This window comes from Streptomyces sp. NPDC003327, from assembly GCF_053589515.1.
This window is the reverse complement of record NZ_JBSFSA010000006.1, coordinates 131,951-152,085: the sequence shown is the minus strand read 5'-3', so window position 1 is coordinate 152,085 and position 20,135 is coordinate 131,951. Positions and strand designations below refer to the sequence as shown.

General features: G+C 67.5%; 20 protein-coding genes and 1 pseudogene. 5 read left to right on the top strand and 16 right to left on the bottom strand.

Annotation, left to right across the window (positions count from 1 at the left end):
- Positions 1-82: 82 nt before the first annotated feature.
- From ACWDVG_RS08010 to ACWDVG_RS07965, 10 genes are all read right to left on the bottom strand, one after another.
- On the bottom strand, positions 83-541 hold the full coding sequence (locus tag ACWDVG_RS08010) for a hypothetical protein (protein WP_451697248.1): 459 nt from the start codon (positions 539-541) through the stop codon (positions 83-85).
- Positions 542-544: 3 nt separating this feature from the next.
- Positions 545-1,153, bottom strand: a complete 609-nt coding sequence (locus ACWDVG_RS08005; protein ID WP_451697246.1) for a hypothetical protein — start codon at positions 1,151-1,153, stop codon at positions 545-547.
- Between the two features lie 15 nt (positions 1,154-1,168).
- Positions 1,169-1,363: a hypothetical protein gene (locus tag ACWDVG_RS08000; protein ID WP_033206753.1), complete on the bottom strand. Its 195-nt coding sequence runs from the start codon at positions 1,361-1,363 to the stop codon at positions 1,169-1,171.
- Between the two features lie 23 nt (positions 1,364-1,386).
- Complete coding sequence (locus tag ACWDVG_RS07995) at positions 1,387-1,638, bottom strand: hypothetical protein (protein WP_386639563.1); 252 nt, start codon at positions 1,636-1,638, stop codon at positions 1,387-1,389.
- Between the two features lie 139 nt (positions 1,639-1,777).
- Complete coding sequence (locus tag ACWDVG_RS07990) at positions 1,778-4,003, bottom strand: cell division protein FtsK (protein WP_451697243.1); 2,226 nt, start codon at positions 4,001-4,003, stop codon at positions 1,778-1,780.
- 76 nt (positions 4,004-4,079) lie between these two features.
- Positions 4,080-4,415, bottom strand: coding sequence for a hypothetical protein (locus ACWDVG_RS07985; protein WP_451697241.1), 336 nt, complete (start codon positions 4,413-4,415; stop codon positions 4,080-4,082).
- Positions 4,412-5,062 (bottom strand): GGDEF domain-containing protein, encoded by a 651-nt coding sequence (locus ACWDVG_RS07980; RefSeq protein WP_451697240.1) that lies wholly within the window; start codon positions 5,060-5,062, stop codon positions 4,412-4,414. Before ACWDVG_RS07980 ends, ACWDVG_RS07985 begins: the two co-directional genes overlap by 4 nt.
- Positions 5,059-6,075, bottom strand: coding sequence for a DUF2637 domain-containing protein (locus ACWDVG_RS07975; RefSeq protein ID WP_451697238.1), 1,017 nt, complete (start codon positions 6,073-6,075; stop codon positions 5,059-5,061). Before ACWDVG_RS07975 ends, ACWDVG_RS07980 begins: the two co-directional genes overlap by 4 nt.
- Positions 6,072-6,263, bottom strand: a complete 192-nt coding sequence (locus tag ACWDVG_RS07970; protein ID WP_351841438.1) for a hypothetical protein — start codon at positions 6,261-6,263, stop codon at positions 6,072-6,074. The genes ACWDVG_RS07975 and ACWDVG_RS07970 overlap by 4 nt, the downstream gene beginning before the upstream one ends.
- Positions 6,260-6,553, bottom strand: a complete 294-nt coding sequence (locus tag ACWDVG_RS07965; protein ID WP_391769450.1) for a hypothetical protein — start codon at positions 6,551-6,553, stop codon at positions 6,260-6,262. The genes ACWDVG_RS07970 and ACWDVG_RS07965 overlap by 4 nt, the downstream gene beginning before the upstream one ends.
- 710 nt (positions 6,554-7,263) lie before the next feature.
- Between ACWDVG_RS07965 and ACWDVG_RS07960 the strand changes: the two genes are divergently transcribed.
- The gene (locus ACWDVG_RS07960) at positions 7,264-8,034 is read left to right on the top strand and encodes a helix-turn-helix domain-containing protein (RefSeq protein ID WP_451697235.1); all 771 of its coding nucleotides are present in this window, start codon (positions 7,264-7,266) and stop codon (positions 8,032-8,034) included.
- Positions 8,031-8,504: an NUDIX hydrolase gene (locus ACWDVG_RS07955; RefSeq protein WP_352059856.1), complete on the top strand. Its 474-nt coding sequence runs from the start codon at positions 8,031-8,033 to the stop codon at positions 8,502-8,504. The genes ACWDVG_RS07960 and ACWDVG_RS07955 overlap by 4 nt, the downstream gene beginning before the upstream one ends.
- Here the strand turns inward: ACWDVG_RS07955 and ACWDVG_RS07950 are convergent.
- Genes ACWDVG_RS07950 through ACWDVG_RS07940 form a run of 3 tightly spaced genes read right to left on the bottom strand, consistent with a single transcriptional unit; the run spans position 8,492 to position 11,254 of the window.
- The gene (locus tag ACWDVG_RS07950; RefSeq protein ID WP_451697233.1) at positions 8,492-9,061 is read right to left on the bottom strand and encodes an HD domain-containing protein; all 570 of its coding nucleotides are present in this window, start codon (positions 9,059-9,061) and stop codon (positions 8,492-8,494) included. The genes ACWDVG_RS07955 and ACWDVG_RS07950 overlap by 13 nt on opposite strands.
- Positions 9,062-9,071: 10 nt before the next feature.
- Positions 9,072-9,488 (bottom strand): GntR family transcriptional regulator, encoded by a 417-nt coding sequence (locus tag ACWDVG_RS07945; protein WP_451697231.1) that lies wholly within the window; start codon positions 9,486-9,488, stop codon positions 9,072-9,074.
- A gap of 50 nt (positions 9,489-9,538) precedes the next feature.
- Positions 9,539-11,254: a PIN-like domain-containing protein gene (locus ACWDVG_RS07940; protein WP_451697229.1), complete on the bottom strand. Its 1,716-nt coding sequence runs from the start codon at positions 11,252-11,254 to the stop codon at positions 9,539-9,541.
- A 362-nt stretch (positions 11,255-11,616) separates the two neighbouring features.
- Between ACWDVG_RS07940 and ACWDVG_RS07935 the strand changes: the two genes are divergently transcribed.
- Positions 11,617-12,951 carry a hypothetical protein gene (locus ACWDVG_RS07935; RefSeq protein WP_451697227.1) on the top strand — a complete coding sequence of 445 codons (1,335 nt, stop codon included), beginning with the start codon at positions 11,617-11,619 and terminating at the stop codon, positions 12,949-12,951.
- A gap of 1,623 nt (positions 12,952-14,574) precedes the next feature.
- Positions 14,575-14,619, top strand: a pseudogene (locus tag ACWDVG_RS07930) (hypothetical protein); the annotation flags it as partial.
- A 74-nt stretch (positions 14,620-14,693) separates the two neighbouring features.
- On the opposite strand, the gene ACWDVG_RS07925 reads toward ACWDVG_RS07930, so the two are convergent.
- Positions 14,694-15,947 (bottom strand): TerD family protein, encoded by a 1,254-nt coding sequence (locus ACWDVG_RS07925; RefSeq protein ID WP_451697226.1) that lies wholly within the window; start codon positions 15,945-15,947, stop codon positions 14,694-14,696.
- 561 nt (positions 15,948-16,508) lie between these two features.
- On the opposite strand from ACWDVG_RS07925, the gene ACWDVG_RS07920 reads away from it, so the two are divergent.
- On the top strand, positions 16,509-17,060 hold the full coding sequence (locus tag ACWDVG_RS07920; RefSeq protein ID WP_451697224.1) for an RICIN domain-containing protein: 552 nt from the start codon (positions 16,509-16,511) through the stop codon (positions 17,058-17,060).
- 126 nt (positions 17,061-17,186) lie between these two features.
- Here ACWDVG_RS07920 and ACWDVG_RS07915 read toward each other — a convergent pair whose 3' ends face one another.
- Positions 17,187-18,467, bottom strand: coding sequence for an MFS transporter (locus ACWDVG_RS07915; protein WP_451697223.1), 1,281 nt, complete (start codon positions 18,465-18,467; stop codon positions 17,187-17,189).
- Positions 18,464-19,213, bottom strand: coding sequence for an AfsR/SARP family transcriptional regulator (locus ACWDVG_RS07910; RefSeq protein WP_451697221.1), 750 nt, complete (start codon positions 19,211-19,213; stop codon positions 18,464-18,466). The genes ACWDVG_RS07915 and ACWDVG_RS07910 overlap by 4 nt, the downstream gene beginning before the upstream one ends.
- Positions 19,214-20,135 lie beyond the last annotated feature (922 nt).

The following is a 20,135-nucleotide window of genomic DNA, read 5'->3' as shown; positions in this document are numbered from 1 at the left end:
GGGTTTCTCCTGTTTCTGTCGAAGGGACGGAGAGCCGGGGCGGTCGCGGTCTTGTGGTGAGAGGCGACCGCCCCGGGCACAGCTACTTCTGCTTGAGCCACCGCTCGTACTGCTGGCGGACGTAGGCGCGCGGGTCGCAGATGACCGTGGCGTCGTCGGTGTCCATGAGGCGGCGGGCCGCCGCGGTAGCCATCTCCGCCGCGTCGGTGCGTATGCGCTCGCTCTCGTCGCCCAGCGCGATGCGGTCCAGGAGCGCGGCCTTGCGGAGCCAGAACTCGCGGCCGAGGCCCTTGCCGAACGGCTTGTCGGCCGCGGTGCTGGCGGTCCAGCCGACCTCGCTGATGATGCTCGGGGCGAGCGCGTATGCCTCCTCGGGCGTCGGCCACCGCTCGGCCCGCAAGTCGGCGGTGAGGTAGAGACGCTCGCGCTTGCCGTCACGGGTGGCGTACTGGCGTACGGCGCCCGTGGTGAAGGCACCGCCGAGCACGGCGGTCACCTGCTCGGTGTCGTCGGGGTCGCAGATGACGCGGATCTCGAACATGGGTCAGTGCTCCTTGGTGTTCTCGGTGGCAGGGAGTTCGGGCAGTCCGGCGCGGGTGAGGGCCTGCGGGTCGAAGCCGGGCAGGGTGGCGCGCGTGAGCAGGGCGGTGGCGAGCTGCTCGGCGTAGAAGGCGCCGGTGCGGGCGGCCTCGATCTGGGCTCCGGCGCGCAGGGCTTCCACGCGCTCGATGTGGGCGTGGTCCTCGCGCCGCTCGACGGTGCGGCGCTCGTAGGCGGTGGTCTCGCGGCGGTCGGTGCGCCAGTAGCGGGCGGCCAGGCCGTAGGCGACGGCGGTGGCGAGGACCCACAGCAGGAGCGGGAGGGACAGTCCGTCGGCGTATCCGGCGACCCCAGCGAAGGCGAGGCCGCCCGAGGTCGCGAACGCGGCTCCGGCGAGGGTGCTGTCCCCGCGGTGACCGGCCGTGGCGAAGGCGCCGGCCGTGGCCGCTCCTGCGGCGAGGACGACCATCAGGATGGCGTTGCCGATGGAGTGTTCGGCGCCGTTGGCGTTCCAGATCCGGCCGATGACAAGGACCGTGGACGTGGCGAGGGCGGGGGCCACCTTCGGCATGGCCGTGGTGAGCCAGTGCGGGACGGTAATCGGCTCGTTCATCGCTTGCTCCTTCGGCTAGTTGGCGAGGTCGGAGAGGGCCGTGGCGGAGGACTGGACGAGGTTGGCGATCGGCTCGTACGCGCCGGTTCCGGCGGCGAAGAACCCGAAGAGGAAGAGCACGATGGCGGCGCCGGCCCCGGAGGACTTGCTCTTGACGGCGAAGGCGGACGCGGCGCCGAAGAGCAGGACGGCGGAGATTTCGAAGTTCATGTCAGGCTCCTGTCGTTGCGAGGTCAGCGGGTGCCGTCGCGGTGGACGCGGGCGGCGATGTTGAACAGGTGGCGGCCGACGCGGATGCGGATGCCATGGCCCTTGCAGCGGCGGCAGGTCTTGCCGCGCTTGGGCTTGCCCTTGCGGTCCGTCGTGAGGGCGAAGCCGAGTCCGTTGCACTTGCGGCAGTTGCCGAACGGCGAGGCCGCACACAGGGCGGAGTAACCGAGCGTGATGGCGAGCAGGAGTGCGCTAGCGGCGAGGAAGGGGGTCATCGGGGGCCTCTCCGGCGGTTTTCCGGGTATGCGCAGGTCAGCCCGCTAGGAACTAGCGTGCTGATCAGAAGCGGTATTGGGTGCTAGCGGTGCCGCTAGACCTAGCGGGGCTTGCTGCTAGGCCTAGCGGCGATCCGCGTTAGCTCGCGTCCCGCTTTCCGTCACGTTCCGTGATGGCAGCGGAGATGCGGGAGCGCTCGATGCCGCGCCGGTTGGCGCCCTTGCCGCCCTCGGTCTTGCCCCATACCTGGGTGGTGGAGATGCCGTGCGGCTTGAGAGCGGCGGCCAGCCCCTCGGGGTCCCAGCCGCCGTAGACGTCGGGGCGCAGCTCGGCGAGCCGGGCCACGACGACTTCGGACCAGACCTTGGGCTCTTCGGCGGGGACAACGGCGAGGATGTCGCGCAGCAGGTCGTACGCGCTGGTCTCGGCGGTCTCGAACGACTCCCCCAGCGCATGGCCGGAGAGGGTGCCGGCCTGTTCGCGGAGCTTGCGCGCCCGCAGGCCGATGGTCTCGGCGGTGGGGGCATCGACGTAGACGGAGGAGACGATCCGGGCGTCCGCTCCTTCGCCGACGAAGTAGTGGATGCCCTTGTCCTTCCAGGAGAACATCGTGGCCCGCACGCCTCGCTTGTACGAGGACGTGCCCAGGACCATGTCGTTCTCCAGCTGGCCCATGACCTTGAGGCAGAACCGGGCCGACGCGTTCGCGCTGATGCCGGTCGGCAGGGCCTTGGCGTCGGGCCGCTGGGTGGCGAGCAGCAGCACGATGCCGGTGGCCGGGCCGCGCTTGACCAGGTCGGTGCAGATCTCCTCGAACTCCGCCCCGTGCTTGGGGTGCTCGAACCACACCTGGCACTCGTCCACGCCGACGACGATCGGGTGAAGCCCCAGGTTCTTCATGTTCGCCAGCTCGCTGGTGACCTTCGACTCCGGGCAGATGTCCCGGGGCAGGGAGCGGATCATCTTCGCCCGGCGCCGCAGCTCGTCCCGCAGTTCCCGCAGGTCGGCGAGGGCGTACTCGATGTCCTCGTCGTCGTCCCCGGCGCGGTGGCGGTGCGAGACGCGCTCGCCGACCGGGTCGAGGTCGCCGGTGCCCTTGAGGTCGTAGGTGTGCAGCTCGGCCCGCGGGTCGAGGGCGGCGATCAGGAGCAGCAGGCGCAGGAGGAACGTCTTGCCCATGCGGGGGATCGCGCCGATGACGGCCGCGATGTACATGAGCGTCATCTCCACCCAGCGTCCGCGCTGGTCGGTGCCGAAGGCGACCGGCTTGAACAGGTCCGTGGCCCCGCTCTTGAGCAGCGGCCACACGGGCTTCCGCGCGGTCGACATGTCCTGGTCGCCGACCCACAGCACCAGGTGCCCGGTGTGCTCCTCCGGGACGGCCTCGGGCCAGACGCAGCCCAGCGGGCGGCGCAGTCCGGACGCGAGCTTGTCCCGGCGCTCGATCACGTCCGTAACGGTGACGCCGTACGGGAGGTCTCCCTCCGCACGCCAGCCGGGCCCGTCGCGGGTGATCGGAGCGGTGAACGTGAACCCGTCCCGGCCCTTGCCCTGTGCCTGGTTGATCGCCGGGATACCGAGCGCCCCCAGCGCGCGCAGGACGATGTCGCTGGTGAGCTTGGGCGCCTTGGTGACCTCCACCGCCCGGTTGATGACCGGGGCGTCGGCCTGGCCGCCGGCCGACCCGAGGGCGAGCAGCAGCGTGCCGACCGAGACGACCTGGAGCCAGCCGGGGGCGAGGACGTAGAGGGCGAGCGCGGTGCCCATGCCGACGAGTGCGGCGAGGGTGGCGACCAGGGTCCGCAGTCGGACCCGGCCGTCGCGCTGCCGTGACAGCTTGAGGTACTCCGCCGCGTCCTCGCGCCGGACGGCGGCGAGTCGGACGGGCTCTCCCTCGCGGTCGGCGACCCAGCGCATCGTGCCGCCGACGAACTTCGCCGCGCCCCGGGGGGCCTGGAGGGCGAGGCGTCCGGCGTAGACCGGGGAGCGGAGCGCGTGGTACCCGGCGAGGTGGGCGTAGTGGCTGGCGACCCAGCGGGCGGCGGTCTTGAGTTCGGCCGTCGACCGCAGCCACGCGGGGACGATCCGTCGCCGCTTCGCGCCCGCGAGTCGGCCGAGGTATCCGGGCCCGGCGAGCGCCGGACCGTCGACCAACCGGCGGGCCGACGGGTCGCCCGACTCGTCGGCCGACTCGTCCGTGTGGGAGTCGGGCGACGCGTCGGCGGTGGAGTTGGCCGACTCGGTGCGGGCGGATCGGGCCTTGTCGAGGTCGACCACGTCGGCCCCGGAGTCGGGCGACCCGGTAGTGGCCATGTCGGCTTCGAGTCGGTCGAAAAAGTCGTTCTCGTCGTCGGGGTGCTTCACTGAGACTCTTCCTTCTCTCGGGAGGGATGGCGGGGTCCAGCCGCTGCTTTGGTCGGTCGTGACCGGCCCCCGTGGCTCACAGGTCGAACAGGCCGCCCTGGTCGTCGCCGGGCGCCGCGGCGGTGCGCTGGGCTGCCCGGCGGGCGGCGGTGAAGCAGGGCGGGCACCAGGCGCGCAGCTCGCTCGCGGGCAGGGCCGCGGCGGCGAGCTCGGTGGTCAGCGGGTCGGCCGCGGCGGCCATGAGGCGGATTGGACCGCTGTGCTTGCCCGCGTGGCGGCCGTGCTCGCGGGTGCAGCGCCCCTCGCCCTTCGTGTGGGGCTGTCCGCATGCGCCGGCGCACTGGCAGCGGTGCTGTGCGGCCTCCATCACGGTGTGGAAGAGGTCGGCGGCGGCGAGCGGGCCCGGCGTCATGCCGCCGCCCCCACCGCCGGTGCCCCGGTCGGGGCACCTCGGCGTCCCGACCGGCGGCCGGTGACCGCCGAGAGCAGCCGACCCAGCCGGGCCCCCTTGATCCCGGCGCGGCTCTGCTTGGCCGCGTACATGGCCTCATCGGCCCGGCCGAGGAGCGCGGAGAGGTCTTCGCCGGGGAAGTCGGCGGCGCGGACCCAGCCGAGGGACACCGTGGTGGCCACGTGCGGGTTGGCCTTGTCGGCGGGACGGGCCAGTACCCCGTGAAGAACGGCGAGGAGATCGGCGACCGTGCCGTCAGTGTCCAGGACGACGGCCGCGAACTCGTCGCCGCCGAGGCGCCCAGCGACACCGTTCGGGCCGACGTGGTGGGCGAGCCGGTCGGCGGTGGCCTTCAAGAGGGCGTCGCCGGCCGCGTGACCGTGGCGGTCGTTGATCTGCTTGAAGTGGTCGACGTCCGCGAGGACGACCACCGCCCTGTCGTCGCGCAGGAGCGCGGCGGCCCGGCGGGTGAAGCCCTCGCGGGTCCGCAGCCCGGTCAGCGGGTCGCGGCGGGCGGTGCGGAGCCGACGGCGCAGCCACAGCACGTGGCCGGACCATCCGGCCGCGAGCGGGCCGGTCGCGGCGAGGATCGTGGCGAGGGTGTTCATGCGGCGACCTCCTCGGCCGTGTCGGCAGACTCGTCCGTGTCGCTGGCGTCGTTCGTGTCGACGGAGTGGAGATCCGGGCGGCTGGCCCGCTCAGCGAGCAACTCGTCCCGCAGTACGCGGGAGTTGGCTGCCGAGCAGTGCAGCGCGGTCCGGATCGCCTCGGCATTGATCCCTGCCAGCGGCCAGTCGGCAGTTAGCTCGCGGGCCTCGGCCAGCAACTCCGCCGCCGAACGCGGCGGCTTCGCTCCCTTGGGCTTCGGGCGGGTGGTGCGCTTGCGCGGCTTCCGCTCGTCCTGCTCCTCGGCCGGCGGCGGCACGGCGGGCTCCTGCTCCGGCTCCTCTACGGCCCCGTCGGGGGCAAGCTCCCCGAGCCTCAGGAGGACACGCTCACGGCGCGGGGTCTTCGACCGCCACCGCCATCCGTAGGTCTCGCGCAGGTCGGCGCGGGCGAGCTGCCGCTCCTTCTCACGGGAGAGCGCATCGGCGTAGGAGGTGATCTCCCAGAGGGTCATCCGGCGCCACAGCGAGAAGGTGGAGGGGAAGGCGAGCAGCCACCGCGAGGCCCGGATCTCGTCCATCCGGCGGCCGGTCGCGGCCCCGATCCGTACGGCGTAGATATGGGCGCCGATCTCGGAGAACACCACCCACAGCAGCGGCATCGTGCCGTGGGCGAGCTTGGCCCACATGCCGTGCCCGGCGGCCACGTTCAGGCCGCAGGTGATCAGGGTGAGGACCCAGGGCACGAACCGCACCCACGCGAGGGCCATGTCCATCCGAATCAGCAGGAGGTTGGCCACGGTGAACACCGGAATGGCCACGTCGATGCCGACCGGCAGCATCCACGGCTCGCCGAAGCCCCACCGCAGCGCGGCGGCCGACACGGCGTCGAAGGAGGAGATGAGCCCGAGGGCTCCGACGCCGGCCGCGGCGAGCGCGCCGATACCGGCGAGGCCCATCTCCGGACGCGTCAGCGGCGGAACCGCCGACCGCTCGTTGGTGATCACGGTCGTCATCGCACACCACCGAAGAGCTTGCGGTTCCGAACCGCCCAACCGATGTTCTGGACGATGAACCCGAGAACCGCCGCGGCGAACAGCCACGCCTGATGGACCGCAACAGCGCCCGCGGCACTGCCCAACGCGATCAGCGAGCCGAGCCAGACGAGAACCAGCTCCGGGCCCCAGGGCACCCGAGCGCTCATGCCGCCGCCCCCTTCCGGGAACGGGAGCGGCGGGCCGCCGGCCGTACCAGCGGGAGGACGTTGAACAGCTCCGGCGCGAACGCCTCGATCGCCTCGGCGGCGACTCGGCTCACCTCGTCCGGCAGGTTCGGGTTGTCCGCGAGGATGTCCCGCGCCGCGTCCAGACGGGCCGCGCGCTCCTCCTCGCTCTCGCCCTCCACCCCGAGCCACAGTTCCACCGGGGTGCCGAGGGCGAGTTCCACGAAGTCGTTGGCGCTGACGGCCTGATGGCCGCCGATGAATGTACGCATGGCTGATCGCTCCTGAACTTGTCGAAGGGGCGCTGGGTGGCCTCGGTCCGAGGTGAGAGGCAGCCACCCCAGCGCGGCGGGGTCGGAATCTCTCCGGCTCCCCCTGCCTCGCCCGTACGGCACCCCGCGCGGGGCCCGGACGGGCGAGGGAGGCAACCGGCCGCAGCAACCGCTGCGCAGGTGACCTGACGTCCGCGAGTCACCGGCTATCCCGGTGCGTCGAAGCGGCGGATCAGGGGACGCGGTGGGCGTGGTCGCCGTACTGGTCGAGCACGGGCGACGCCCAGAGTCTTCGTCGATGCATGGGACCCTCTCGGTCGGTTGGATCGGATGAAGCACTGCAAGGGGGACCTGTGTCCCCACCCTCCGGCCGTTGCTCGCGGTCACCGGGCCACCTCGCCAGTACGGGCCGAAGCCCTGTTCCACCTGGCCTTTAGCGGGATTGCAGCGTCCCCGCCCTGTGCTTGTAGACGGCACCTCCTTCGAGCCGAAGCCCGACGGGGTACATGTATTACCTGTTCCTCATCATGGAGAGACGGGCTGGGGTCGTCAAGTCCCTTGGTTTTCAAGGAGTTCGTGAACCCGCCCCGCTCGATGCCTCAAGCTTGGCCTGATCAGGGCAGACGCTGGACTCCACACATGTACGGCTGCGGGACGACTTGGCTACGGTGAAGTCGTCCCAAGTCGTCCCGCGGGTGGGAGAGTGCGGCATGGCCAACGAACGACTGCGCGGCGCCATCATCGAGAGCGGCATGACGCTCGATCAGGTCGCCGAGCGGCTCGGGGTGTCGGCGAAGACAGTCGAGCGCTGGATCAACGACCCCAAGCGCCAGCCGTACCGCCGATTCAAGTACGCGACGGCCTCGCTCCTTCAGCGCGAGATGTCTTACTTATGGCCTGAGGAGCGGACGTCTGCAGAGGTCACCGAGGCGGGCAACGCCGAGCTGATCAAGCTCTACCCCCACCGCTCGGTCGTGCCGAATCGGCTCTGGACGCAGCTCTACGCCAGCGCTCAGCGGTCCTTCGACGTCTTGGTCTACTCGGGGTTCTGGCTCACCGAGGACGCGGCCTTCCACCAGGTCGTCAAGGAGAAGTCAGCCGCCGGCATCCCGGTCCGGTTCATGCTCGGCGACCCCGACTCAGCTGCGGTGGCAGTGCGCGGAGCCGACGAGGGGATCGGCGGGGCCATGGCAGGCAAGATCCGAAATGCCCTGGTCAACTATGCGCCACTCTTCGGACTCCCCGGCGTGGAGTTCCGCCTCCACTCCACCACGCTCTACAACTCCCTCTATCGCGCGGATGACCAGATACTCGCGAACGGGCACCTGTACGGCGTTGGCGCGTACATGGCGCCGGTGTTGCACATCCAGCGGGTGGCCGGCGGCGAGCTCTTCGACGCTTACGCCGAGAGCATCGAACGAGTCTGGGAGAGCGCCCGCCCCATCACCTCACCCACTGACCTGGGAGGCTCAGACGCATGAGCCGGATCGACTACTTCCGTGACCCCACCGCTCCAAAGGCCAACTCGGTGGTGCCGTCCGTGACGGTCGTCGTACGCGACGACGAGGGGCGGCTCCTCCTCATCCACAAGACCGACAACGACCTGTGGGCTCTTCCAGGTGGGGGCCACGACATCGGCGAGCGAATTGGCGACACCGCGGTCCGCGAGGTCAGGGAGGAGACGGGGATCGAAGTGGAGGTGGACAACATCGTCGGCCTCTACACAGACCCGGACCACGTCTTGGCGTACGACGACGGAGAGGTCCGCCAGCAGTTCTCCATCTGCTTCCGGGCCCACCCGGTCGGTGGATCCCTCCGCACGAGCAGCGAATCGAAGGAGGTCCGCTGGGTGAACCCAGCGGACCTCGATGACCTGGACATCCACCCGTCCATGAGGCTGCGCATCCGGCACGGCCTGGACGAGTCGCGACGGGAGCCCTACCTCGGCTGAGCGCCGGCCGCGGCAGCGGCCATACGGCGCTCCACCCGCTCGTTGGCGGCGTAGATCTCGGGCGCCGCGCGCTGAATGAACCGTCCCACGATCGTGTCCGGGCCGTACCGCTGGACGATCTCGTCCAGCCGGGCGACCGGGGTGGTATGCCCGCCGTCGGGCGTCGTCGTCATGTCAGAGACGATCAGCGCGTCCACCAGCTCGGGCCGCTCAAGCTCGAACTCCGTCTCAAGCTCATGCCGGAGCCCTCGCTCCTCGGCCTCCAGGAGCGCACAGGAGTGATGCGCCACGAGCCGCACCACCCGCTCGTCGGCGCCCTCTTGCTCCCGAAGGAACCGGGCCCCGTCGAGCGGGTGGAAGCCGGTGGTCGCGATGGTCGGCGAGTACCCGACGTCATGCAGAACGGCCGCGGCCTCCAGCAGCTCGGCGTCGGCGCCGAGGATCGGGCTCAGGGACCGAGCCCGCTTGGCCACGCCGAGGGAGTGTGCCCAACGACGCGGCAGCGGCTCGGACAACATCGATTCGGAGAGCGAGTACGCCCACTCAGTAAGCCCCATGGACGCCAGGCTACGGCTGCCCGGACGACGCCGGGAGAGCGCGCACTGTCCGCCCCTTCCCGGCAACGGTGTCGAGCAAGCCGCTTCCTTCCATCTGTGCAAGAACGCGACGCACGGCCGTACGAGAAGCACCGAAACGCTCACATAGCTTGGCTTCTGATGGGTACGAATCCCCGACACCAAGAGCGTCCTCGATTATCAATTCGACCATCCGCTCGTCAAGACTCCGCCGATCACTCGCCTGCACCAAGCGCCAACCGGAACCCGGAGCGGATTCAATAACCCCTTCAGCCGCAAGCAACTTCAGAGCCCGGCGGACCGTATTACGTGAGACGCCATAGACCTGTTGCAACTGAGCTTCCGATGGTAGCGCCTCAAGGATATCTCCACTATTGATACGGTCCTTGAGATGCCCCGAGATCACCATGTAGGTTCCGCGCGGGTTGCGACTTACCAATGACTCTCCTCGGTTAACATTCATTCTGCTCCGGAAGGTCCAGCCTTGCGCATCGCCCTCCCAATGGCACGCATCAGCAATGGATCATCTTCCGCCCCCTTCCATTGCACGATCTCCATGCGGCGCCCATCGATACCCGAAGACGAATCGATGCTCGAATTAAATTCACGAGCACGATTGCTCAACTCTGCATTGGTTACAACAATTAGCGAGGCAACTCCAGAAGGCGCCGAAGCCAACATTCCCGCCTCTTCACGCAAACGCCTCGCAGAGAATTCTCCGCCAGACAGATACCTAACGTGAACGTAGGCACACAAATCAGGGCTCGATGCATCGCTTACCGCGATGTCATATTCACGCCCCGCTCCGGTGGGGACCTCGGCACTAAAACCGAATCTTTGAATCGCATCATACACAGCCCGTTCAAATCGCGCGGACTGAAAACGAGGGGCCGCAGCCAAAGCCAGGGCGTCGACGATTCCCTTAGCCCTGTCCACAAAAGTCCGTGCACCTTCCTGAGTCAGTTCATACTCACTCGAATGCACAAGGTTATTCCTGATCTCCTGAAGCTCCCGAACGGACCTCACGAGATCCGGCGAGACGCCAGGGTGGCTATGCAGGGCCTTCAGGCGCATCGAAGCGGAGAAGCGCGGCCCTTGCTTAACGTAACTCGGAAACGCCCTCTCCACGGCATACTCAACTTCACGCCACGCGCCCAAGACGGCACCGGACGGATCGACCTCTACGAGATCTACCAGATCACTGAATACCGCATCGGACGTTGATTGAGCATCCACCATCTCGACATTCTGGAGAGAGTCCTCAGTAACCTCAACCTCCAGGAAATCTCTCGCATAGGAAAGGAGACCTTCGGGCCGCAACATGTACAACCGTGTACCCGTCTCACGCAGAAGTTCCTCCGCGAGTTCGTTCCGGGGGCCGAGAGGAATCTTGTTACGCGTACGCCACCAGTCCTCCTTTACGTCACCAGTCACCAGGAGGACATCCACACCTCTTTCCTTAGCCTCCAAGATGAGCTGTAGCCATACGAGATAGTCACCTACTTCTGAATCATCCCCTCGGGACGCCTTGGATTTATCCATATAGCCGGGTGGTACCTTATTATTCACCCGCCGCTTACCCTCGGCAATAGCTTCAGACAGGGCCTTGCCCTCTAGTGGGGCTCCAACCTTTCCATCGAGCAGCGCGGCAAGCGCGGCAACCACTTTGTCTTTGGAGGTGTCTTTCGCCATCTCCTGTTCGCCGATGTCAACAACATCGGCCATTTTGGCGATAACCTCATCACAAGCAGCTGTGAGCGTCGCTTCAAGCTGCACTATTTGCGACCGGTCCAGGGAGACGCGGTTGGCCCACCGCCGCAGACCCTCCAACGAGCCCTGCAGCCCCTTCTTGAGTGCAACCTCAGAATCTTCGAGCTGCTTTCGTGGATCATCGATGGCGCCTTCACGGCCACGCCAGAACTCGTCCATGACCTGATGCGGAACCCACAGACATGATCCGAGGTTCTGTAGGGCAGCCATCAGCGAAGCTCGCGCATCCTGGTTATAGCGGTAGAGGTTGAGCAGGACGTTGGTATCAACAACCACGAGCCCATTGCGCAGAACTGCCTTCCAATCATCGACCGTCGGAGTGGCAAAGCCAGAAAAACCGTCGAAGATGCCTCGGCGCCCTGCGCCATCTGCGTCACCCGTCTGAGGTGTCTCGTCATGCTCCACGGTCGCAGCCTAGTGGCGCCGGCGAGTCACAGAGGGGCAATCGTCAAGTGAACCCTCCCCACCGCGGAGCAGGCCCGCCCATGAGGCGAGAGCTTCAGCAGCACCCATATGCCCGATCAACCCCATATGACCCAAAAGGTGCTCACCTAGGTTGCAACTCGTGGCCTCGGAGACGAAACAGCCGAGCCGGCATGACTCCCCCATGAGGCCGGATGGCCACAGTGCAGCACGGGACTCCCTGTAGATCGGTGCGCACCCTTCCCTGCTTTCCCCGCGAAACAGGCCTGGAGGCGACGGCTCTCTCCCTACGATGCCCCTGGCAGCAGTTTCGCGCTGGTCAGGCCACAACCAGAGAGGCTTGTATGGACGACATGGATCAGTACGTCGAGGACCCCTGGGATGACTTCGACGATGAGCAGTACGAACCGCCTCAGCCCACTTACCGGGAGGCGGTCGAACGCCTGAAGAAGCTGGCGTCCCGACGCGGTGATGTGCGTGTCGAATGGGACGATACTCAGAAGTGGGATGGAAGGCGCTGGCGCAACCCTGCGCTAGTGGTATTCGGCGCGGATGATTTGCGCATCCGGTTGCGATCAGCCGCGCAACTGCCGCACTTCGAGCGTCTCGTCGACTCCGCTGTTCCCATGCCGACGCGGCAGGCTGTCTGGTTTCCGCAGGACAGGGTAATCATGGCTCGACTTCTGGGCGATTTCGATGAGTTTCACCACCTGATCATGCGACGCCTCTTTCCACGGCAAAAGGGCCGTGTCCGACTCGAAAATCTAGCAGATGGCGCCCGATCTGATCTGTTCGGCTGGCTCGCATCTGAGGGAGCTTTCCCTGTATCCGCCTCAGATGGCTCTGGCTTTGCTCTAAGCCTCGTATCCGTTCCTCGTGACCTGTCGTTGCTATACAGCACCGGGCATAGACGCGGGCTCGCGCCAAGCCTGAAGTTCTCCGGTGTCACAGCCTCGGACGCTGAGGAGGCACAGGAGAAGCTAGTCGCGTACGGAACTTCGTACCTCTTCGGCCTCGCCAGAGCAGGAGCCTCCTTGCGGCTTTGGAACGACGGCTACAGGCTGGGAAGCAGGCGGGGACCCTCTTACTCGGCTCGGGTTCGCTTCCCGCAGAAGCGGTACGACTCGGAGCCCGCCGAACTCTACGGCGCAGGAAACTCGCTCGGCCGCCACCCTGTCGAGCGGTTCTTGAAGTACTACCAGGTACTTGAGTTCTACATGCCCAAGGCCACCGCTCATGAGGTCAGCGCCCAGCAAGTTGCGAAGGAGTCCGAGGCTAGTTCGCCTTTCCCTCGCCAGAATTCCAGCATGAGGCTCGAACAGAGTCAGCTCGATGCAGTGATCAACCTGGCGGTCACACAGAAAGAGATTGTCAACTTCCTGGGCGACAAAGATCTATTCTCAACACTGAGCGACCCGCTTATTATCCAGCATGTGACTGCCCTCGACCATGATGGCTCGGGTGCTCTACTCCCCAGCCAGGACTACCGCACAGATGTGTCTTCACGGGTTTATGGAATCCGCAACCGCATCGTTCACATGAAGGAAGGTGGAGGCAGGAGGAAGACACCGTTGTTGGGAATTCACAGCCGAGAGGCACGCGACTTGGCTTCAGATCTCAGGATGGTCCGCTACCTGGCCGAAAAGGCGATGGAGCATTGGGCCACCGCTCTCCCCTAGCGAGCTGGTCTCATCGATCGGTGACTGACAGTGGAGACATGAGCGCCCCCTCCAGAATCACCTCTACCGCGGTCCTGGAGCGAGCGGGCTACCGCCGCATCTCGCTCCCCAGATACCGGGAAGAAATACACTCCGGCCACTGCCGAGGCAGCCGCGGAGGATCGTCCAAGGCCTGCCCGACCTTGATCGGTTATTCAGGACATTGAAGGGTTCGGGCTGAGAGTCGTCCTCAGCCATGAAGCCACGGTGCCCATGGGCCACTCCCGAGTGAGTAGCGAGTGAGATCGCCCCACCCTCCACTCAGAAGACAAGAGCGTGCAGGTCAAGGTGGCTATGTGGCTCCATGAAACCATGCCCTCCGGAGCCGTGTGCGCAGGTTCGAATCCTGCCGGGGGCACTTCGCAGGAAGTGCCAAAAGACCCCGTGATCAGCGAAAACGCTGAGCGCGGGGTCTTGTTGTATATGCAGGCGTATGCCGGGGTGGGCGACCGTATGACAGGGGCCGCGGCCTATTCGCGGCCTGGGCCGTGGGGTGTCGGCGCAGGTCAGGGCCGGGACTGGGGTGACGAACGAGGGGGAGCAACAGATGGGTTCGGGAGCCGTAGAGACTGCGGCGGAGCCGGTTCGACCGGTGTGGGTGCTGACCCCGCTGGAGAGCGTTGGTCCGCTGCGCTTCGGCATGTCCGCCGACGAGGCCCGGGCCGCTCTTCCGGAAGCCGTTGAGTTGAGCAGATTCTCCGCCGAGCCCTTCTACCCGGAGATCTACGGCCTCCAGCTCGGCTTCCATCCAGCGGTGCCCGCTGTCTACGCATACTTCGAGGGCACCGGCCGGCTCTTCTGCGTGGCTGCCGACGCTGCCCACGGACCGCGTGTGACTCTGGAGGGGCTGGAGCTGACTGGCCGCGTGCCTGCCGTACTTCAGGAGACAGTCCTGGACCTTCATTCCTCAGGTACTCACAACGTGTCGTACGGTCCGCGGGGCAACCCGGGGATCAACGATGTCGGCATGGTCCTGCGCGTCCAGGACACCGCGGACGGGATCCTGACGCGGCCCGTTCTCGTGGGCCGCGAATGGGCAGACCGCTGCACCGACGACTGGGAAGGATCCGTTCCCGAGTGCGAGTGGCTGGGCCGTCAGTGGTGCGTGTACGACGGCTCGGACATCTACCCACATCCCCGATACGCGACGAACTGGCCGGCAGGGTGGACTGCCCCTGTTCTAGACGGGGAGGGGAACGCAGAAGACCCCCAGACAGGTCCAGGGGCCTTGGCGCGCAGGTTGTCAGGCAACGCTCACTCGTACTCGCGCAGCAGCTCCGTCCACGCCCCACGCTGGGGCAGGTCCGGTCAAGGAGCGCGGTTCCCCCAGCCGGAAGCGGGGAGGGTGAGATCCGGCTCGGCAAGACCGACCACTTCCGCAGGCCGAAAGCCCCCGAAGTGCATTCGGCGAACAGTCCGACCGTGTGTCGGCCGCGAGCCCGACGGTAGCCACCAACGTACGAGACAGCGTGGAGGAGTGACGGGGCTTGCTCAGGGTTCGCGACAACCCGCGGATCCACTTCGTTGGAGACCTTCGGCCTCTGCCGGCGAACAGAGGTCAGCGGATCTTCGGGGAACTCCCCAATGGGCAAGAAGTTGCCGTCGCACGAGGAACTGTCGGAGCGCTATGGATTCGCGCGGGCGACGATCCAGCGCACGCTGCGGGACCTCGAAGACGAAGGGTCGTGGTCCCCGGAAGCCGACTACCTTGTTTTGAACTCGACCTTGCCGGTACTCATTCGGAAATTTCCATTCGAGTACAGAGTTGGGCGGGCCTCGACGTGGTTGCCGCTGTACTTCTCCACATGCCGGATCTGAGCACCGCCTGGAACGGTGAAGTCAATCAATGCTATTGCGACCCAATAGGACAAGTTGCGATTGTTGAAAAGTGGCACCGTGATGCTGGATCCCCGCCCGTCAGAGACAACCGCCCGAGCGCCATAAGATTTGAACGATCCGGCCCCGTTCTCCACCGCACTGTAAGCACACAGAAGGACGTAGCCCTGGAGATCTGGACGACGGATCGTGATCGTCTCACGACCCGGCACCCTGGAGTCGCCGTCCAAAGCGATATACGGCGGCGCGACAGGCGACCCGAGCTCTCGGTAGTAGACGGCCTCGTCCGATTTGTTCGGACGCTTTCCAGGGGGTGTGACCAGCCTCCCGGGGACATAAAGGGCGTACAGGTCGAGGTCAGCACCGGCTCGCCTTCGGGACGCGCTTCCGCCGTTCCACTCAAGTGTGGCCGTCACGATGAGGCTCGGGTCGCCTTTGTGCATGCCAATTGTCGCCTGCCCGGCCTTGGTGAGGGCGACTTTGCCCAGCGGAACGAGAGGGCGAACCGGTGTCGTCGGCGAGGCCGGCGACACCCGCGGTGCGTAGGCAGGGGGCGGCGGAGCAGTGGCCATGCGTTGCGTCTCCGGGGGCGCCGACACGGACGGGGGCCGGACCGGGGACGGTCCTGGGTCATCCACAACGATGCCGAAGTCCGAGGCCAGACCTGCCAGCCCTGTATCCCATCCCTGGCCGACCGCTCTTACCTTCCAACTGCCATCTCTTCGGTAGAGCTCAACCAGGACCGCCACCGTCTCCCCGTCTACGAGCGGCGGCGGCGCAAATGTGACCCGCGCGTTCCCGCACTCAATGAGCGCTTGGGGGGTATTACTCGTGTCGAAGTGTGTAGCTTGCAGGTCGGGGTCGATGCTGGCGACAACGGCGATGCGGTCGACTGCCGCCGGGACCACGCTCAGATCCACGACGATTGTCTGCCCGTGCAGCGCGATCCCGTCCTGCGACGAGTGGTTGTAGAAAACCAGATCGTCATCGCTCCGCACCTTGCCGTCCTGCCCGAGCAGAACAGCAGACACATCGATGCCTGTAGTCGATGAGGTAAGGGTGACGCGGCAAACCGCGGCAGACAAGGCAGTGTTGCCGCCCTTGGCAAGAGTGGTAGTCATGTGTGGCCTCTCACGGTCGTTCGTATATCGTGATGCCTCCGGCCGATCCGCGTAGGACAAACGCTGATTTTCTGCGGCGGAGCATCTCGAAGCGAAGGTGCTTCGATCACGCGACCGGCCGCGTACGAACACCGTCGCGCAGGTTCCCCTCCGCACCAGCACAGATGGCAGCGCGCACGCGGCCGCCCCTGCCAGCGCTTTGTCACTGATCGCGGATGAGAGGCGAGTGAGCTCGGCCGTGCTCTCTGCCTGACTTCCTCCAGCCCTTGATCCGGCTCCGCTGGCCGGAGCAGGTTGCGCGAGGGTGGACGCTGCCCTCGGCGGCATGCGGTTGGGTGGCTACTTCGACGCGATCGAGCGTGGCGAGGCCGCGTCCGGACGGAGGGCACCCGTCGGCAGCCCATGCACGCCGCATCCTCCCCACAGTCGGCGATTCGGAGGGGAGGATTCCGGCTGCCCCCTCACATGGCTTGCCAGCGCGCGGAGTTGCCGTGGGTACTTATGCGATCATGACAAGTCTTTTCGGCCGCAGGCCGAGACCTTTCTTGATTGCAGAGGATCATGAAGTTCAACCCGCTCGTCCGCGCCCGCCGCGGCCTGCTCGTTCTTGCCGCATCCCTCGGCCTCACCTTCGGCGTCGCGGCCGCTCCGGCCCAGGCCGCCGAGCCCACCTTCACGTACCTCGGCACCGTCGAGATCCGCGTGGACCACTCCGGTCAGTGTCTCGAGGTGGCTGACTGGAGCACGGCGAACGGCGCGGCCGTCCGCCAGTGGCCCTGCACCGGTGGCGCCAATCAGAAGTGGCACCGCTTCTGGCGGTCGGACAACCTCGCCGGGTCGTCCTACTACGTCAACGTCAACAGCAACAAGTGCCTGGAGATCGGCGGCTGGGCGCGCAACAACGGGGCGACCGCCAACCAGTGGGACTGCCACTACGGCCTCAACCAGAACTTCTTCGGCGGTGACGGCATCCTCTACATGGACCACGCGTACGTGTACGGCAAGTGCCTGGAGATAGCCGACTGGAGCACGCAGCCGGGTGCCCGCGCGCGGCTGTGGGACTGCCACTACGGCGCCAACCAGGGCTTCAGGAACCGGGCGGTGGACTGGTAGGTCTCCGGGTGGGCGCCGGGCTTTCGCCCGGCGCCCTGCCGGAGTCGTCGCGCGATGCGTTCGGCGACGGGACGGTCAGGACCGGTCGTCGACCACCGCCGGCCGGGGCCCTCGCGAGGCCGCGTGTCAGGACGCCGGTGGGCCGGTCAGGGCTGCCGCCGAGGTGTGGTGGAGGCGGAGCATCGCCAGGGAGAGGGCCACCGTCGAGGCGGCGAGGAGCCACCAGAGGCCCGCGGGGGCGTGGGTGAGGAAGAAGGTGACCAGGAGGGGGACGACGGCCAGGGAGAGGCCGACGAGGACCTGGTTGAAGGCCTGGTAGACGCCGAGTTCGTGTTCGGGGGCCAGTTTGACCAGGAGGACCGAGAGTGCCTGGGTGGCGAGGATCTCGCCCACCGTGTAGATCGTCACGCCGAGGAGCATCAGCGGGAGCAGCATGGCGAAGGAGAGCACTCCCGCCAGGCCGAGGACCGCGAGCAGGGCGGCGTGCATCACGCTGCCCAGGGCGATGACGCGCAGGGGGGCGCGGCCTTCGACCCGGCCGGTGATGGGGAGTTGGAACAGGACCATCAGGACGGTGTTGACGGCGAAGACCAGGCCGACCGTCCAGGTGGGGGCCTTCAGTTCCTCGATGAGGTAGACCGGGAGCCCGGCCTCGGTGGCGACGATGACGGTGATGAGGAGGAAGTTCACCAGCGCGAGCTTGAGGAACAGCGCGTCGCGCCACGGGCGGCCGGTGCCGGCCGTCTTCTTCTGGGAGTGGGCGGAGCGCACCGCCGGCAGCGGGAGGTACAGCAGGGCCGCGAGGGCGAAGCTGCCGGCGTTGAGCAGACCCATCGCGACGTAGCCCGAGCCGTCCTCGGCGCCCACGAAGACGAGGCCGGCCAGCAGACCGCCGAAGCCCATGCCGAGGTTGAAGGTGACCCGGGTCAGGGCGAGCCAGAGGCCGACCTCCTTCTCGGGGGCGGTCGCGGCGGCCTGGACCGGCATGGATATCTGCTCGGCGCGCTGGGCGACCGCCGCGACGACCGCGAGGGCGACGAAGGTCGCGAGGTTGTGGATGAAGAGGTAGCCGACGAAGACGGCGGCGCGGACGAGCGCGGCGAGGATGAGGACGGTCCTGGGTCCCCAGCGGTCCACGAGCCGCCCCACCAGGAAGACGGCGGGAAGGGCGATCAGGGTGGCCGCCGTCAGACCGGCGCCGACGGTGGTGAGGGAGAGGTCGGTGACGGCGACGAAGAAGAGCAGCTGGTAGGGGTAGAAGAAGCCGGTGCCGACGGCGTTGACGAGGGCGGCCGCGCCGAACCAGCCGACCCCCTTGCCCCGGGGGATGCTCTGGGCGCGCTTGGGCGGCTCGGCGCCCGCGGCGGGCACGCGTGCGCTGTCGTCGGTGGTGGGCCCCGTACTCACAGCAGATCTCCTCGGTATGACGACGGTGTGTGGTGGGGGGCCGACCCCGTGAGGGCGGTGTCCTGGCGGAGGATCGCCTGGGCGAGGGTGCGCAGGCCGGGTCCCGGGTCGATGCCGACCTCGTCGGCGAGGGTCTGCCGTACGCCGTGGAAGACCTGGAGTGCGTCCGCCTGCCGGCCGGAGCGGTAGAGGGCGAGCATGAGGTCGGCGTGGAGGCTCTCCCGCAGGGGGTAGTGGCCGGCCCATTCGAACAGGTCGGGGATGAGCTCCTCGTGGCGTCCGAGCTGGAGTTCGAGGGACGTCCGGTACTGCAGCGCGGCGACGTGTTCTTCCTCGAGGCGGGTGGACCATCCGCGCAGGCCCTGGTGGGTGATGTCCGCGAGGGCGGGGCCGCGCCACAGCTCCTGGGCCGAGCGCACGAGCCGCACCGCTTCGTCGAGCCGGCCCAGCCGTTGCAGGGTGCGGGCCTCGGCGATCCGCGTGCGGAAGTACGTCACGTCGACGGAGCACAGGTCGGCGTCGAGGCGGTAGCCGGTGGCGCAGGAGCGCAGCGCGTCCGCGGGGCCGCCGGCGTTGACGAGGGCGGTCCGGAGCATCCAGACGCCGGTGTGCACCTGGCCCATGGCGGTGCGGGGGGGCCTGTCGTACCAGACGGCCCTGATCAGGTGGTCGGTGGTCACGACGCGCCCGGCCTGGAGGGCCAAGGCGGCCAGGACGCCTCGCTGGCGGTGGCCCTGCACGCTCACGCGCTCCGGTCCGACCCTGACGTCGAGCGAACCTAACAGAGCGATGTGAACGGGTCGGGGTCTGCCGTCTGTGTCCTCTGTGAACATCCTGGGATCCTTCACGTGGTGACGCGCGTCGACTTCCGTTCGAACTGTGCGTGGAGAAGTAGACGTAAGGCGCAAGGGGCGTGTCAATGGAGTCTTTGGCTGCGGGCCGATTGGCTGATTCCGTTGATACGGGGGCGAGTTGGGGCCCCGGCGGGGGCGGGCGCCCGCGGTCCACGGTGCGCGTTCCGGCCGTCTGCCCGTCGCGCCGGCCCGGGGCGGACGTCCGCCGCGCCGGAGCCTCGGGGGGTGGGCGAGGCGTCGGGGATGGCCGGTACTCGTAGGGTCGCGGCGGCTCCGGAGGGCCTGGGTGCGGACGTGGTCCTCGACGCCGTCGCGGCCGGCTCCGGGGCCTGCCGGGAGAGGGGTCGTCCCACGGAGAGCCTGGTCGAGGGCGTGGTGCGGGGCGGACGGCGTGGGAGCGCTCTCCGCGTGGGCGCGGGAGGGCCGGGGCGCCACCGGGGGGAGTAATGCGCCGGGGCCGCGTATTCGGGGTTGTCCGCACATGGCGTGAAACACTACGTGCGATCCGATCAGGGGACGAGAAGGATTCGGCCAAATCGTTGGCTCGATGCTTCGGATGCGGGACGGAGTGAATTCCGCCGACCTGTCCCCGCGGCGCGGACAGCGGTTCTTGCCATGTTCCACGCATTGCGCGAGAGGTGAATGCGCCGGACCGTGCGGAACCCTCCCGTATGGCTCGTCGAGAGCGGGCGGAGAGATCCAGAAGAGAAACGGAACCTAGGGTGGTCCCCGGTCATCCGCGGGGCGCGCGGACCTCCTGACCTCGGACGTTACTGTTCACCGCATCTCCACACAGGGAATGTTTTGATACGCG

Coding starts and splice junctions, on each gene's coding strand:
- ACWDVG_RS08010 (WP_451697248.1), bottom strand. CDS start 541: ATGTTCGAGATCCGCGTCATCTGCGACCCCGACGACACCGAGCAGGTG.
- ACWDVG_RS08005 (WP_451697246.1), bottom strand. CDS start 1,153: ATGAACGAGCCGATTACCGTCCCGCACTGGCTCACCACGGCCATGCCG.
- ACWDVG_RS08000 (WP_033206753.1), bottom strand. CDS start 1,363: ATGAACTTCGAAATCTCCGCCGTCCTGCTCTTCGGCGCCGCGTCCGCC.
- ACWDVG_RS07995 (WP_386639563.1), bottom strand. CDS start 1,638: ATGACCCCCTTCCTCGCCGCTAGCGCACTCCTGCTCGCCATCACGCTC.
- ACWDVG_RS07985 (WP_451697241.1), bottom strand. CDS start 4,415: ATGACGCCGGGCCCGCTCGCCGCCGCCGACCTCTTCCACACCGTGATG.
- ACWDVG_RS07980 (WP_451697240.1), bottom strand. CDS start 5,062: ATGAACACCCTCGCCACGATCCTCGCCGCGACCGGCCCGCTCGCGGCC.
- ACWDVG_RS07975 (WP_451697238.1), bottom strand. CDS start 6,075: ATGACGACCGTGATCACCAACGAGCGGTCGGCGGTTCCGCCGCTGACG.
- ACWDVG_RS07970 (WP_351841438.1), bottom strand. CDS start 6,263: ATGAGCGCTCGGGTGCCCTGGGGCCCGGAGCTGGTTCTCGTCTGGCTC.
- ACWDVG_RS07965 (WP_391769450.1), bottom strand. CDS start 6,553: ATGCGTACATTCATCGGCGGCCATCAGGCCGTCAGCGCCAACGACTTC.
- ACWDVG_RS07960 (WP_451697235.1), top strand. CDS start 7,264: ATGGCCAACGAACGACTGCGCGGCGCCATCATCGAGAGCGGCATGACG.
- ACWDVG_RS07955 (WP_352059856.1), top strand. CDS start 8,031: ATGAGCCGGATCGACTACTTCCGTGACCCCACCGCTCCAAAGGCCAAC.
- ACWDVG_RS07950 (WP_451697233.1), bottom strand. CDS start 9,061: ATGGGGCTTACTGAGTGGGCGTACTCGCTCTCCGAATCGATGTTGTCC.
- ACWDVG_RS07945 (WP_451697231.1), bottom strand. CDS start 9,488: ATGGTGATCTCGGGGCATCTCAAGGACCGTATCAATAGTGGAGATATC.
- ACWDVG_RS07935 (WP_451697227.1), top strand. CDS start 11,617: ATGGACGACATGGATCAGTACGTCGAGGACCCCTGGGATGACTTCGAC.
- ACWDVG_RS07925 (WP_451697226.1), bottom strand. CDS start 15,947: ATGACTACCACTCTTGCCAAGGGCGGCAACACTGCCTTGTCTGCCGCG.
- ACWDVG_RS07920 (WP_451697224.1), top strand. CDS start 16,509: ATGAAGTTCAACCCGCTCGTCCGCGCCCGCCGCGGCCTGCTCGTTCTT.